At 66.5% G+C, this 13665-nt stretch carries 14 protein-coding genes; 4 read left to right on the top strand and 10 right to left on the bottom strand.

What is annotated here, in order from left to right; all coding sequences use genetic code 11:
- Nucleotides 1-42 precede the first annotated feature (42 nt).
- Nucleotides 43-1314, bottom strand: coding sequence for an MFS transporter (locus tag GSH16_RS07570; RefSeq protein ID WP_160853661.1), 1272 nt, complete (start codon nucleotides 1312-1314; stop codon nucleotides 43-45).
- A 106-nt stretch (nucleotides 1315-1420) separates the two neighbouring features.
- Here GSH16_RS07570 and GSH16_RS07565 point away from each other — a divergent pair, with 106 nt between their 5' ends.
- Nucleotides 1421-2065 (top strand): class I SAM-dependent methyltransferase, encoded by a 645-nt coding sequence (locus GSH16_RS07565; protein ID WP_160853659.1) that lies wholly within the window; start codon nucleotides 1421-1423, stop codon nucleotides 2063-2065.
- Between the two features lie 8 nt (nucleotides 2066-2073).
- On the opposite strand, the gene GSH16_RS07560 is transcribed toward GSH16_RS07565, so the two are convergent.
- The 3 genes from GSH16_RS07560 to GSH16_RS07550 all read right to left on the bottom strand — a co-directional run bounded on the left by GSH16_RS07560 (nucleotide 2074) and on the right by GSH16_RS07550 (nucleotide 4054).
- Nucleotides 2074-2571, bottom strand: a complete 498-nt coding sequence (locus GSH16_RS07560) for an AAA family ATPase (protein ID WP_160853657.1) — start codon at nucleotides 2569-2571, stop codon at nucleotides 2074-2076.
- Between the two features lie 105 nt (nucleotides 2572-2676).
- Complete coding sequence (gene rpsD, locus GSH16_RS07555; protein ID WP_160853655.1) at nucleotides 2677-3297, bottom strand: 30S ribosomal protein S4; 621 nt, start codon at nucleotides 3295-3297, stop codon at nucleotides 2677-2679.
- Nucleotides 3298-3505: 208 nt separating this feature from the next.
- Nucleotides 3506-4054: a peroxiredoxin gene (locus tag GSH16_RS07550; protein ID WP_160853653.1), complete on the bottom strand. Its 549-nt coding sequence runs from the start codon at nucleotides 4052-4054 to the stop codon at nucleotides 3506-3508.
- A gap of 241 nt (nucleotides 4055-4295) precedes the next feature.
- Between GSH16_RS07550 and GSH16_RS07545 the strand changes: the two genes are divergently transcribed.
- The gene (locus GSH16_RS07545) at nucleotides 4296-4889 is read left to right on the top strand and encodes a hypothetical protein (protein WP_160853651.1); all 594 of its coding nucleotides are present in this window, start codon (nucleotides 4296-4298) and stop codon (nucleotides 4887-4889) included.
- 11 nt (nucleotides 4890-4900) lie between these two features.
- The gene (gene rlmJ / locus GSH16_RS07540) at nucleotides 4901-5653 is read left to right on the top strand and encodes a 23S rRNA (adenine(2030)-N(6))-methyltransferase RlmJ (protein ID WP_160853649.1); all 753 of its coding nucleotides are present in this window, start codon (nucleotides 4901-4903) and stop codon (nucleotides 5651-5653) included.
- A gap of 9 nt (nucleotides 5654-5662) precedes the next feature.
- On the opposite strand, the gene GSH16_RS07535 is transcribed toward rlmJ, so the two are convergent.
- Both GSH16_RS07535 and GSH16_RS07530 read right to left on the bottom strand, forming a co-directional pair.
- A complete protein-coding gene (locus GSH16_RS07535) occupies nucleotides 5663-6397 on the bottom strand; it encodes a methyltransferase domain-containing protein (RefSeq protein ID WP_160853647.1) in 735 nt (244 codons plus the stop codon).
- 16 nt (nucleotides 6398-6413) lie between these two features.
- Complete coding sequence (locus GSH16_RS07530) at nucleotides 6414-8696, bottom strand: adenosylcobalamin-dependent ribonucleoside-diphosphate reductase (RefSeq protein WP_160853645.1); 2283 nt, start codon at nucleotides 8694-8696, stop codon at nucleotides 6414-6416.
- Between the two features lie 206 nt (nucleotides 8697-8902).
- Between GSH16_RS07530 and GSH16_RS07525 the strand changes: the two genes are divergently transcribed.
- On the top strand, nucleotides 8903-9349 hold the full coding sequence (locus tag GSH16_RS07525) for a DUF1489 family protein (protein WP_160853643.1): 447 nt from the start codon (nucleotides 8903-8905) through the stop codon (nucleotides 9347-9349).
- A gap of 9 nt (nucleotides 9350-9358) precedes the next feature.
- Here GSH16_RS07525 and panC read toward each other — a convergent pair whose 3' ends face one another.
- From panC to hisS, 4 genes are read right to left on the bottom strand one after another with little or no spacing between them, the layout of a single operon-like run.
- Nucleotides 9359-10231, bottom strand: coding sequence for a pantoate--beta-alanine ligase (gene panC, locus GSH16_RS07520; RefSeq protein WP_160853641.1), 873 nt, complete (start codon nucleotides 10229-10231; stop codon nucleotides 9359-9361).
- Nucleotides 10224-10940, bottom strand: coding sequence for an ATP phosphoribosyltransferase (gene hisG / locus GSH16_RS07515; RefSeq protein WP_160853639.1), 717 nt, complete (start codon nucleotides 10938-10940; stop codon nucleotides 10224-10226). The genes panC and hisG overlap by 8 nt, the downstream gene beginning before the upstream one ends.
- Nucleotides 10937-12103 (bottom strand): ATP phosphoribosyltransferase regulatory subunit, encoded by a 1167-nt coding sequence (locus tag GSH16_RS07510; protein WP_160853637.1) that lies wholly within the window; start codon nucleotides 12101-12103, stop codon nucleotides 10937-10939. The genes hisG and GSH16_RS07510 overlap by 4 nt, the downstream gene beginning before the upstream one ends.
- On the bottom strand, nucleotides 12087-13601 hold the full coding sequence (gene hisS, locus GSH16_RS07505; protein ID WP_160853634.1) for a histidine--tRNA ligase: 1515 nt from the start codon (nucleotides 13599-13601) through the stop codon (nucleotides 12087-12089). Before hisS ends, GSH16_RS07510 begins: the two co-directional genes overlap by 17 nt.
- Between the last annotated feature and the right edge of the window lie 64 nt (nucleotides 13602-13665).

The following is a 13665-nucleotide window of genomic DNA, read 5'->3' as shown; positions in this document are numbered from 1 at the left end:
GAAGATAAGCCCGCCGCGCCCCCGATCCAAGGTGTCAGCTTGTCACCCTTCGGTGATGCCCGGGCGCTGAGAAGTCAGCGATACGGGTTTCCGGGAAAAGACCGTCTCCCGTCCCGGCTCTGGATGGCGCGGGATCATCAGCGACAGGATGAGCGAACCGACCGCCATCGCGGCCGCCAGACCGAACACGGCCCCGGGCGAGGTGACCCACAGATAGCCCAGCCCTGCCGGCAGGAACACGGCGGCGATATGGTTGATCGTGAAGGCCACGGCACTTGTCGGCGCAATGTCCGAAGGGTCCGCGATCTTCTGGAAATAGGTCTTCATCGCGAAGGCGAGCGCGAAGAACAGATGGTCCACCACATAGAGCACCGCCGCCAGAACCACGCCCCAGCCGAAATAGTATATCCCCCCATAGGCGAGGAAAACCAGCGTCAGGCCCGCATATTCGAACACGAGCGCCCGCCGCTCGCCGAAGAGGCTGACCGCCTTGCCCATGAGCGGCGCGAAGATCATGTTGGCCACATAGTTGATCAGGAACAGCGCCGTGACCTCATGCACATGGAAGCCGAACCGCTCGACCATCATGAAGGCGGCGAAGACGACGAAGATCTGCCGCCGCGCGCCGGACATGAATTGCAGCGCGTAATAGAGCCAGTAGCGGCGACGCAGGACGATCTCCTTGCGCTGCACATCGGGGCTCTCGAATTTCGGGAAGACGATCATGCAGTAAAGCGTGATGAGCACGGTCGCCCCGCCACCCATCAGGTAGAAACTGTCATAGTCGAGCCCGAGCCGCGGCCAGGCGAGCACCAGCGCACCATAGACGACGAGCGAGGCGCCGGACCCGGCTGCGACCAGCCAGCCCATCAGTTGCGGCGCCCGCGCCTTGGAGACCCATTGCAATTGCAGCGACTGGTTGACCGTTTCGAAATAGTGAAACCCGATGGAGGAGACGAGCGTGGTCAGCAACAGGCCCTGGAAGCTCGGGAACCAGCCGGTCACCGCCACCGCTGCGCCGAGCATCAGGAGCGTGGCCATCGCGAGTGTCTGCTCGCGCATGAAGAGCAGCAGGTAGATCACGCCCACCGCCAGGAAGCCCGGGATCTCGCGCACGGTCTGTAGCCAGCCGATCTTCACCCCGTCGAACGCCGCCCGCTCGATGACGAAATTGTTCAGGAGCGCCAGCCACGTGGAGAAGGCAAGCGGCACCGCGATCGACATGAGCACCAACAGCGTTTCCGGCCGGCGCCAGCGCGGCAGAAGATGGGCGTCTGTGACGGGAACAGGCGCGAAAGTCGGGAAAAGGGCCATGCGCCGCTCCTACCCAAGATCGCGTGCTGGGGCCAGCGCGAAAGCCGCGAGCCTGTGCGTTTCTTCCCCTTGCCTGCATGGCCGCCGCTGTGGGACGCTTTGGGCCATGAGCGATCCGGCCCTGCCTGCCCACCCGCGACTGGTGCGCCGCTACGACCGCGCCGCCGATGCGTGGCGGCGCACGGTCACGCGGCTGGGCTATGCGCGGGCTTACGGGCAATTCGTCTCGGCCGCCGACCGGGCGGGTGCGCTCGCGCCGGGCGGCGCGGTGGCCGATATCGGGACGGGCGCGGGCGATTTCGCGCTCGCCTATGCGCAACAGGCCGCTCGGCCGGGACCGCTGACGCTCGTCGACCCGTCCCGACCGATGCTCGATCAGGCCCGCGCCACCCTGTCGGCCTGCGCGCTGCCGGTCACCTGCCGGCAGGGTGCGCTCGGCGACGGATGGGTCGGGAGCGCAGGGTTCGATACGCTCCTTTGCGCCCATGTGATCGAGCATCTGCCCGACACCGGCGCGGCCCTGCGGCATCTGCGGATGCTCCTGCACCCCGGTGGAACATTGCTTCTGGTCGCCAGCAAGCCGCACTGGTGCAATGCACTTGTCTGGATGCGCTGGCAGCACCGGACACTGCGCCCCGATGATCTGGTTGCAGAGCTTGGCGCGGCGGGGTTTTCAGATGTGACGGTGCATCCATTTGCGTCCGGACCACCCAGTCGAACGAGTATGGGCTATATCGCCCGGAGCGCCTGACGAACCGGCTAGCCGGTTACATTATGCTGCTCGACCTTGAACCCTTCGCTGGCGGCAGGCGGCACGAAATGCTGCGATAGCCGCTTGAACTGTGTCTCAGACAGCGTGAACGGATGGTTGCCGGACGCGTTTCGCGCCCGAAGCCGCGCCAGACAAACATCGTCCGGAACGTCGATCACATGGAGCATGTGATCCGCGCCGCTGGCGTCCAGTAGGCCGCGCATCCAGTCCCGCGTGGCGACGGTGTTGGCCGGCGCATCAAGGACGACAGACTGACCTGCCCCCAGCAGGTCCGCCAGATGCGGCCCCAGAACCGCACGCAGCCGCGCAACACGGGCGACGTAATCGTCGAGGCTCCGCATGTCCGGCCCGAAAAGCGTGTGAAGCCAGCCATCCTCCGACACCAGAAGGGCGCCCTCCCTTGCCGCAATGCGGGCGGCCAGTGTCGACTTTCCCGATGCGGCCTTGCCGCAGAAAAGATGAAGAACGGGTCTGGATCGGGTCATTGCTTGCGCTCCACAGGTGCGGGGACGGATCCATGCGGGGCGGCGCAAAAGAAAAGGGCCGCTCCCGCAGGAACGGCCCCTTCGTATCGGGTTGCCAGAACCGGATCAGTTCTTGGCGTAGAATTCGACGACGAGGTTCGGTTCCATCATCACCGGGTAAGGCACATCACCCAGCGACGGGGTGCGCACGAACTCGGCGGTCATCTTGGACGTGTCCACGTTGATATAGTCCGGCGTGTCACGCTCGGCGAGGCCAACGGCTTCGAGGACAACGGCCAGCTGCTTGGAGCGGTCGCGGATCTCGATCACGTCGCCTTCGTTGACGCGGTAGGACGGAATGTTCACGCGCTTGCCGTTCACCAGCACATGGCCGTGGTTCACGAACTGGCGGGCGGCGAAGACGGTCGGCACGAACTTGGCGCGGTAGACCACGGCGTCGAGGCGGCGCTCGAGCAGGCCGACGAGGTTCTCACCGGTGTCGCCGCGCAGACGCTCGGCTTCGGCATAGATGCGGCGGAACTGTTTCTCGGTCAGGTCGCCATAGTAGCCTTTCAGCTTCTGTTTGGCGCGCAGCTGGATACCGAAATCGGACAGTTTGCCCTTGCGGCGCTGGCCGTGCTGGCCCGGGCCGTATTCGCGGCGGTTCACCGGGGACTTCGGACGGCCCCAGATGTTTTCGCCCATGCGGCGGTCGATCTTGTACTTGGCAGACGTGCGTTTGGTCACGGCTGGATCCTTTCATCACTATGAAAGGTGCTTTCCTTTCCCGCAGGCCAATTTGCCCTTGGGCGACAGGCATCCCCTCGCGGGGGCCACAAACACCAATAAATGCGGCGCAAGGCACCGAAGTGCGCGGTTATAGGGATTCGCCGCCGGCTGTCAATGGCCGGCGACGGTCAGGCCCGCACCCGCGCGGGCGCAGGCACCGGAAGCCTCAGGCGGCCTGTTCGGCATTCGCCTCTTTCAGCCAGGCCAGCAGGGTTTCCGGCGCGCTCTCGCCGTAAGGGTCTTCGCTGTGATTGTCACACAGGCCCGGCTCCTCGAACCATGCCTCGACCACACCGTCATTGACGATGGCCGCATAGCGCCAGGACCGCAGGCCGAAACCCAGATTGTCCTTGCGCACGAGCATGCCGACGCGGCGGGTGAACTCGCCCGATCCGTCGGGTATGACGCCGACATTTTCCAGTTTCTGGTCCTGCGCCCATTTGTTCATGACGAAACTGTCGTTCACGGACATGCAGTAGATCGCGTCGATCCCTTCGGCCTGGAACTCGGCAAAGCCCTTCTCGAAGCCCGGCAACTGGTAGGTCGAGCAAGTCGGCGTGAAGGCGCCCGGCAGGGAGAAGAGGATGACCCGCTTGCCCTTGAAATAGTCGGACGTGGTCTTGTCCTCCCAGCGGAACGGGTTCGGGCCTTCGATGCTCTCGTCGCGAACGCGGGTGTGGAATGTGACCTCGGGCAGTTTGTAGCCGGTTTTCATAGGCTCTCTCCTTCTTGGGGCATGTATGCTGTGCACGGCGCGGACGCGCCGCCTCGGCCCATGACCTAAGCCAGCAGACCGACGAATTCACCCGCTGCCGCTGCGCTTCCGGCGCGGCGCCTTGTCGCACTGCAGCAAAGAACAGTGCCCTGCCATTCCAATCCCTTCGCCAAAGTGCTTGATCTGGGGTGCTGCGCCGCGGGATCGGCTCGCGGCCCCGATCACGCAAGGGCCCCCAACCATGCGACTGACCACTTTCATTGCCGTGCCGCTCCTGCTGGCCGGCCTGACCACCGCCGCGGCCGCGCAAGGCCCGCGCGAGAGCCTCTGTGCCTATGGCGACGCGGCCGCACTGCCCGACCTTCTGCCGCGCCTGGCGGCCGAATGGACCTTGCAACCGCGTGCCGCGCAACTCGAGATGGGCAACCAGGCGATGCCGCTGCCGCCGGGTGCGGCGCAACCGCTTGCGATCGCGGCGGACGGCGCGGACGGCTTGCGGCTTGCCCTGCCCGACCTTGCCGCGCCCGTGACCCTTGCCGCCCTGCCCGCGGATGCCCGCGACGAGGCATGGGCCGACCTTCCAGACGGTTTCGACCCCGGCGACGATCCCGCGCTCGGCGCGCGTATGGATTGCGCGATGAGCCGCCTGCCGCAATTTGCCGGAACCGGCACGGAAGCCGCAGCCGGCCAGCCGGTCGCGGTCCTGCTTCTGGGCATCAGTGCCGACCGGCTCTTCCTCGTGACCGTCACATGGGGCGAGTCTGGCGGGCGCGTCTGGCGGTCCTACGCGCTGCAGGATCCGAAAATGCTGGCACAGGAAGACGGGATCGGTTAGCCGCTTGGGCCATGCTGTCCTATCAACATGGCTATCATGCCGGGAATCCGGCGGACCTGCACAAGCACATGATCCTTGCGGGACTGCTCGCGCGTCTGACGCGCAAGCCCCGGGCGATCAGCTATCTCGAAACCCATGCCGGGCGCGGGCTCTATGATTTGTCCGCTCCCGAGGCGCTGAAGACCGGCGAAGCGGCAACCGGCATCGGGCGCGTCGCTCTGCCGGACGGTCCGCTGAAAGATGCCGTGGACACGGTGCGCGACAGGCACGGGCCTTCAGCCTATCCCGGTTCTCCGATGATCGCGCGGCAGATCCTGCGGCCCGACGACCGGATCGCCCTGATGGAGCTTCATCCGGCCGAGAATGCCGCGCTGAAACGTGCCCTTGGCCCGCTCGGCGCGGAAGTGCATCGCCGCGACGGATATGAGGGTGTGCTGGCCCTGTCGCCGCCCCGGCCGCGCAAGGGGCTGGTGCTCGTGGACCCGAGCTACGAGATCAAATCCGAATATGAGAGTGCGGCAGCATTCGCACTGAAGCTGGTGCGGAAATGGCCCGAGGCCAGCCTCGCAATCTGGTATCCGATCTTGCCGGAGGCGCGGCACACGGCGCTTCTAGCCGGTCTGCGCCCGCTCCGGCCCCTGGTGTCGGAAGTGGGGTTCGACATGGGCAAGGGACGCGGGATGACCGGCAGCGGCATGGCGCTCGTCAATGCGCCCTTCGGATCGCGGGAGATCGTCGCGGCGGCAGAGACGCTGTTCGACTGACGGGCCGCGTCACGCCTGCCGCTTGCGCCACACGGACACATGCTGGCGGCTGTCTTCGGTGAACGGGCTGCGGTCCCAGCCGGCCCACCTCTGTTCCAGTTCCAATCCGGCCATCAACGCCATCAGGTCCAGTTCCGATGGCCACGCATAGCGGAACGGAATGGTGGTGCGGCGGATGCCTTGCGGGTCTTCGCGGAAATGGGTCGACGTATAGCGCTGGGTCACGAGGTCAAACCGGTCGATGCCCCAGTGCCCGTGGCCGTGGCTGAAAGCCCGTTCCGTCTGCCCGCGCGGCAGATCGCGCAGCGGCGGCACCAGCGTTTCGACCAGAAACCGACCGCCCGGCGCCAGATGCCGCGCGGCATTTGTGAAACAGGCCAACTGGCCACTCTGGGTCACCAGATTGTCGATCGTGTTGTAGACCAGATAGACAAGTGCATAGCCGCTGCCCTTGCGCGCCGCCACCATGTCGCCGATCTTGACGTCGATCGCGTCGCCACCCGGTTTTTCGCGCAACCGGTCCACCATGGGCTGCGACATCTCAATCCCCGAGACCTGCACACCGCGGGCCGCCAGCGGCAGCGCGACGCGGCCGGTGCCGATCGCAAATTCCAGCGCCGCTCCATCGCCCGCCAGCGTGACCAGCAGATTGATCATTGGGTCCAGATCGGAAGGTTTGGCCGGCCCGTGCAGCCGGTCATAGTCGCGCGCAATTTCCGCGTCGAAATGGCCGTCGCGGCTCATGCCCGTCTGCTGCCTGCTACCCGCATTTGCTGTGTCCGCACTCCATGCAGGTCATGCAGCCCTCGACCATCTGCAGCGCATACTGGCCGCAGTTCGGACAGGCCGGTCCGCGCGGTGCCTCGCCCACGGCCTTGACCTCGGCCTCCGGCGCGGCATGGGGGTCGGACTTGAGGCCGAGCCCCTCGCCCGCCAGAAACCCGATCTCGATCATGTGCCGTTCGATCACCCCGCCGATCGCGGCCAGGATCGAGGGCACGTACCGCCCCTCCATCCACGCGCCGCCGCGCGGGTCGAAAACGGCTTTCAGTTCCTCAACCACGAAGCTCACATCGCCCCCGCGCCGGAACACGGCAGATATCATCCGCGTCAGCGCCACAGTCCAGGCGAAATGCTCCATATTCTTGGAATTGATGAACACCTCGAACGGCCGGCGGGTGCCGCCCGTCACCACATCATTGATCGTGATGTAGATCGCATGTTCGGTTTCTGGCCATTTGATCTTGTAAGTGTTGCCCTCGAGCGCCTCCGGCCGGTCGAGCGGTTCGGCAATATAGACCACGTCCGCGCCCTGATCGGCCTGCGGTGCGTCCTCACTCTTCTCCGATACGCTCAGCACCGAGCCGGTGACGGCGTTCGGGCGGTAGGTGGTGCAGCCCTTGCAGCCCTGATCCCAGGCCGCCATGTAGACATCCTTGAACGCCTCGAAGGAGATATCCTCGGGGCAGTTGATGGTCTTGGATATCGAACTGTCGACCCAATCCTGTGCCGCCGCCTGCATCGCCACATGGTCGGCAGGCGTCAACGACTGGGAGTCGACAAAATGGTCGGGCAACGGTGCGTCCGCGTGCAAAGCGCGCCAAAGCTGCACCGCATGGTCGACGACCTCCTCCTCGACACGGCTGCCATCGGGCTGCAGCACCTTGCGCTTGTAGGCATAGGCAAAGACCGGTTCGATCCCGCTCGACACATTGCCCGCATAGAGGCTGATCGTGCCGGTGGGCGCGATCGAGGTCAGAAGCGCGTTGCGGATCCCGTTTTCGCGCACCGCGTCCTGCACCTCCGGCCCCAGCCGCTGCATCATGTCCGACGCCAGAAACGGCGCTTCCTCATAGAGCGGAAAGGATCCCTTCTCGGCTGCCAGACGCGCCGAGGCCAGATAGGCCGCGCGGGCGATGCGGTGCAACCAGCGCGAGGCCTGGCGCGCGGCTTCCGGCGCGCCATAGCGCAGCCCCATCATCAGGAGCGCATCCGCCAAGCCGGTCACACCAAGCCCGATCCGCCGCTTGGCCTGTGCCTCGGCGGCCTGCTCGGGCAGCGGGAAGCGCGACGCGTCGACCACATTGTCCATCATCCGGACCGCCGTGCCGACAAGGTCGTCAAGCCGTGCCTCGTCGATGCCGGCCGCCGCACCGAACGGGTCATCGACCAGCCGCGCGAGGTTGATCGACCCGAGCAGGCAGGCACCGTAAGGCGGCAGGGGCTGCTCGCCGCACGGGTTGGTCGCGCTGATCGTTTCCGCATAGTGGAGGTTGTTGCGCTGGTTGATCCGGTCGATGAAAATCACCCCCGGCTCGGCATAGTCATACGTCGCGCGCATGATCCGGTTCCACAGGTCGCGCGCCTGCACCGTGCGGTAGACACGGCCCTCGAAAACAAGATCCCAGGGACCGTCCGCCTTGACCGCATCCATGAACGGATCGGTGACCAGAACCGACAGGTTGAACATGCGCAACCGCGCCGCATCCTGCTTGGCGGCGATGAAATCCTCGATATCGGGATGATCGCAGCGCAGGGTGGCCATCATCGCGCCCCGGCGCGACCCGGCCGACATGATGGTGCGGCACATCGCATCCCAGACATCCATGAAGCTGAGCGGTCCCGACGCGTCCGCCCCGACACCGTGCACCGCCGCGCCCTTGGGCCGGATGGTGGAAAAATCATACCCGATCCCGCCGCCCTGCTGCATGGTCAGCGCCGCCTCTTTCAGATTGTCGAAAATGCCGCCCATACTGTCGGGGATGGTGCCCATCACGAAACAGTTGAAGAGCGTCACCGCCCGCCCGGTTCCGGCGCCGGCAAGGATACGGCCGGCCGGCAGGAACTTGAAATCCTCCAGCGCGTCATAGAACCGCGCTTCCCAATCGTCGCGTGCGCCGGGCTCTTCCACGGCGGCGAGCGACCGGGCCACGCGGCGCCAGCTATCCTCGACCGTGGCGTCGATAGGCACACCGCCCGGTTCCTTGAACCGGTATTTCATGTCCCAGATGGTTTCCGAGATCGGTGCGGCAAAGCGCTCCATGACCCACTCCTGCTATCCGGCCTGCGGTCCCGTTTCCCGGGGCACCGGTCCGGCCTGCGGACCGGCCTGTTCCGGCGGGGCACCCACAATAGGCCCGGCGGCCCCGTCCGGTCAACAAAGGCCCCGGCGCCCGAGGACCGGATCGCCCCTTTCGCCCGCCCGCCCGCTTTGCTAGCTCTGGGCGACCCGGATTTCAGGATTGAGGCATGGCCAAGGGACCGCTCCATCTCGTCAAACTCTGCGTCGGAACGGACAGTCCCGACGACCTTCTGCGCTGGCGCGTTGCGCGGGCCGATGCGGCGCGGGCGGCTGGCCTCGACTGGCGTCCGAGCCATGTGACGCGCATGTGGCCGAAACGGGCGGACGAGCTGCTCGACGGCGGGTCGCTCTACTGGGTCTTCAAGGGCGTGATTCTGGCGCGTCAGCGGATTCTTGGGCTGGAAGAGGTGTTCGGCTCGGACGGCATCCGCCGTTGCGAGATCATTTTCGACCCCGACCTCGTGCTCACGGAAGCTGCACCGCGCCGCGCTTTTCAGGGCTGGCGCTACCTGAAACCCGAAGATGCGCCGCGCGATCTGCCAAAGCGCCGGGACGGCGACAGTGACCTGCCCGAAGAGCTTGACCGGGCCTTGAGCGACCTCGGCCTGCGCTAGGCGGAAGGATCAGTCCGCAACAGGCCAGTTGTCGATGAGACGCGCGCGTCCCAGATGGGCTGCAACGAAGAGCCGTGCACCCCGAGGTGCAGGCACTCCGTCAACAGGCTCCAACGTGATCTCGTCCCGGCAATCGAGATAGTCTACATGTGCAAAGCCTGCATCGCGCAGCGATTGCGCGCCGGATGCCGTTGCCGCCGCGGGTGCGGTGCCGGACCGGATCGCCTTGGCCACCGCCCGCAATGTCGCGTTCAACTGTGGCGCAACCGCACGCTCGGCCGGATCGAGATAGGCGTTGCGGGACGAAAGTGCGAGCCCGTCCGCCGCCCGCACCGTCGGCACCGACCGGATATCGACGGGAAGGTTCAGGTCGCGCACCATCTGCCGGACAACAGCCAGCTGCTGCCAGTCCTTCTCGCCGAAATAGGCGCGATCGGCCTGCGCCATGTTGAGGAGTTTTGCGACCACCTGCGTGACCCCGTCGAAATGGCCGGGACGGCGCGCGCCGCAGAGCACCGACACCATGGGCGATGCCACGCGCACCTCTGTCGCGAACCCGTGCGGATAGACTTCCGTGACCTGCGGAGCGAACAGAAGGTCGGCCCCCGCGTCGGCCAGCAGGTCGAGATCGGCATCAAGGTCTGCCGGATAGGCGTCGAAGTCCTCGGTCGGGCCGAACTGGGTCGGATTGACGAACACCGTGGTGATCACGCGGTCATTTTCCTTCCGCGCGGCCTCGACAAGCGCGCGGTGGCCGTCATGGAGCGCCCCCATTGTGGGCACCAGTCCGACGCGGGCGCCCCCGGCCCGCCAGCCAGCCACGCGGGCGCGCAGGTCGGCCACGGTCCGCACGGTTGCGGGGCGCGGCCGGCCCTCAGGCATAGGGGCCGACCGGAATTTCTGTCCCGAGCCGCTCGGCCAGCGCCTGCCGGGCGTCCTCCGCGGCACCTGTCCAGTCCGCGCCACGCGCGGCAAAGAGCGTCGCCTGCGAGCGCAGGATCAACCCGTCGCGCAGGATTTTAAGGTGGTTGGCGGACAGTGTCTCGCCCGATGAAGTGATGTCGCAAATCGCCTCGGCCGTCAGGTTCTTCACCGTGCCCTCGGTGGCGCCCTGACTGTCGACAAGCTGGTAGTCGGCCACGCCGTGGCGGCGCAGGAACTCCCGCGTCAGCACATGGTATTTGGTGGCGATCCGCAGACGGAACCCGTGGCGCTCGCGGAAGCTTGCGGCCACCGCGTCGAAATCATCAAGCCCGTCCACGTCGACCCAAGCCGAGGGCACGGCGAGCACCAGATCGGCGAATCCGAAGCCGGTTTCGACCATTTCGACCACCCGGTCCGACCAGCCGGGGATTTTCTCCCGCACAAGGTCCTGCCCGGTCAGGCCCAGATGGATGCGCCCTGCCGCCAGTTCACGCGGAATCTCGCCCGCGGACAGAAGCACGAGTTCGACATTGTCGATCCCCTCGACGCGGCCTGCATATTCGCGGCCCGAACCGCTGCGATTCACATGGATGCCGCGGGCCGCGAACCAGTCGATGGCCTTGTCCTGCAACCGGCCCTTGGAGGGCAGTCCGAGTTTCACGCTCATCCAAGCCTCCGTTGCAGGGCCAGAAGCGCCTCGGGCCGGATGATCCCGCCCACCGCCGGAATGCCCGCGCCCTGCCCGAGCACGCGGGTCAGCGCATCATAGCGGCCGCCCTGCGCGATCTGCGGCAGGTCGGGCGCATCGGGTGCGCTGAAGCCGAAGACGAACCCGTCATAATATTCCAGTGTGGTCCGGCCGAACCCGGCCTCGAAGGCCAGAGCCGCCGGATCGAGCTTCTGGGCCGCCAATGCCTCTGCACGGGCCGCGAGCATGTCGGCAGCGGGCTGCAAGGCGCTCCGCTCAGCGGCGATGGCCGCCATGCCGCGCACCGCATCGGCCATGCTGCCGCGCAGGTCCAGAACCGCACCGATCAGGTCCAGATCAGCGGCGGCAAGCGGCGGTGTTGCGCGGTCCTCGGCCAGAGCATCGAGCCGCGCCGCGATATCCTCGGCCGTGCGCAGCCCGATCCCGGCCCCCGCATCGGCAATGACCGCCGCCGCGCCACGTTTCGCAGCATCGTCGAGCAACGCGCCATGATCGGCCGCAGCACCGCCCGGGCGGGAAAAGCGCTCGATCAGCCTGCGGAACCGCTCCGGCCGCCAGAGGTGGCGGCGCAGCGCCTTCTTGCGCCGCTCCGATGTATCGAGCGCGTCAATCGCGGCCCGCACCAGACCCATGTCGCCGGTCACCGGCTGGACCGGCAGATCACCCAGCGCGCCTGCAATGGTGGCGAAAACTTCGGCATCGGCGGCAGCCGGATCGCTGCCGTCGAACAGTTCGAAGCCCGCCTGCAGATATTCGGTCGGGCTCGACGTGCCGGGCTGGCGCCGCCGCCAGACCGATCCGGCATAGGCATAGCGGGCCGGCTCCATGCCCAGTTCGGTGTGCAACTGCACGACCGGCACCGTGAAATCGGGACGCAACATGAATTCGCCCAGCACCGGGTCCTGCGTCGTATAGGCCCGCGCGCGCAAATCCTCGCCATAGAGGTCGATGAGGATGTCGGCAGGCAGCAGCGCGGCCGGCTCCACCTGTTCCGCGCCGGCCTGCACGAAATGCATCAGGCAGCGCCCGACCTCGGCCCTGAGCGCACCGAGCGACTCGCCCAGCCGTCCGTCATCGAGATAGGCGCGCCCCGTCTGCACCGGCTCAGACCCCGCCGCCATCGGCACGCGCGATCATCGCCCGCACCTCGGCCACCAGCGCGTCGCGCGGCACTTCCACCTGCGCGGGTTGGGCCTTCCATTCCTCGTTGGTCTCGATCTCGGCGGCGAGGCGCGCCCCCAGAGCGAGGTCCTTGAGCTGAACGGTGCCCCGCGCGGCCTCGTCGCCGCCCTGGATGACCGCGACCGGTGCTTCGCGCTGGTCGGCATATTTGAGCTGGCGGCCCATATCCTTCGGATTGCCGAGATACATTTCCGCCCGCAGACCCGCATTGCGCAGATCGGCCACCATCGTCTGGTAGTCGGCCATCCGGTCGCGGTCCATGACGGTCACGATCACCGGTCCGGCCACGCTGCTGCCGATCCGGCCGGTTTCCCGCAGGGCTGCGAGCAGCCGATCGACCCCGATGGAGACGCCTGTGGCCGGCACGTCCTGACCGGTGAAGCGCTTGACCAGATCGTCATAGCGCCCGCCGCCGGCCACCGAACCGAACTGCCGCTTGCGGCCCTTCTCGTCGAGAATGTCGAAGGTCAGTTCGGCCTCGAAGACGGGGCCGGTGTAATAGCCAAGGCCGCGCACAACGGACGGGTCGATCAGGATACGGTCGGGCCCATAGCCCTGCGCGTCGAGCAGTTCCGCGATAGTTTCCAACTCGCGCACGCCCTCCTGCCCGGCGGTGCTGCCGCCGACCAGTTCACCAAGCCGCGCACAGGTCGCGGCCCCGCTGTCGCGGCGCGCCGACATGAAGTCCATGATGATATCGGCCTGCTCATCGGACAGGCCGGCCCCGTCGGTATAATCGCCCGAAGCATCCTTGCGGCCTGCCCCGATGAGCGCACGCACGCCCTCCTCGCCCAGCCGGTCGATCTTGTCGATGGCGCGCATGACGATGCCGCGTTCATGGGCAAAAGCGTCTGCGTCGTCGGGATCGACAAGCCCCGCCACTTCCATCACGCCGTTCAGAACCTTGCGGTTGTTGACCCGCACCACATAGTCGCCGCGCGGGATGCCCACAGCCTCCAGCGTGTCGGACAGCATGGCACAAATCTCGCTGTCGGCGGCCACCGTCGGCGTGCCGACCGTGTCTGCATCGCACTGGTAAAACTGGCGGTAGCGCCCCGGACCCGGCTTCTCGTTGCGCCAAACCGGGCCGACCGCATAGCGGCGATAGGGGCTCGGCAGGCTGTTGCGGTGCTGCGCATAGACGCGCGCCAGCGGCGCCGTCAGGTCGTAGCGCAGCGCCATCCAGCTCTCATCCTCGTCCTGCCAGGCGAAAACCCCTTCGTTCGGGCGGTCCACATCGGGCAGAAACTTGCCCAGCGCCTCCACGGTTTCCACGGCAGAGCTTTCCAGCGGATCGAAGCCGTAGCGCGTGTAGATGTCGGTAATGTCGCGCAGCATCGCGGCACGCTCGGTCACGTCCGCGCCAAAATAGTCGCGGAACCCTTTGGGCGTCTCCGCGCGGGGGCGCCGGACCTTCTGCTTCTTGTTGCGAGCCATGGGAAAACCTGTTGCGAGCCTTGATCGGGGGTCTCCTACCCCAAGGGCGGGAACGGGGCAAGCC

Origin of the sequence: Oceanomicrobium pacificus, assembly GCF_009833495.1 — a bacterium.
Lineage (GTDB): Bacteria > Pseudomonadota > Alphaproteobacteria > Rhodobacterales > Rhodobacteraceae > Oceanomicrobium > Oceanomicrobium pacificus.
The sequence above is the reverse complement of the archived record's forward strand: the minus strand, read 5'-3'. Positions and strand labels throughout refer to the sequence as shown.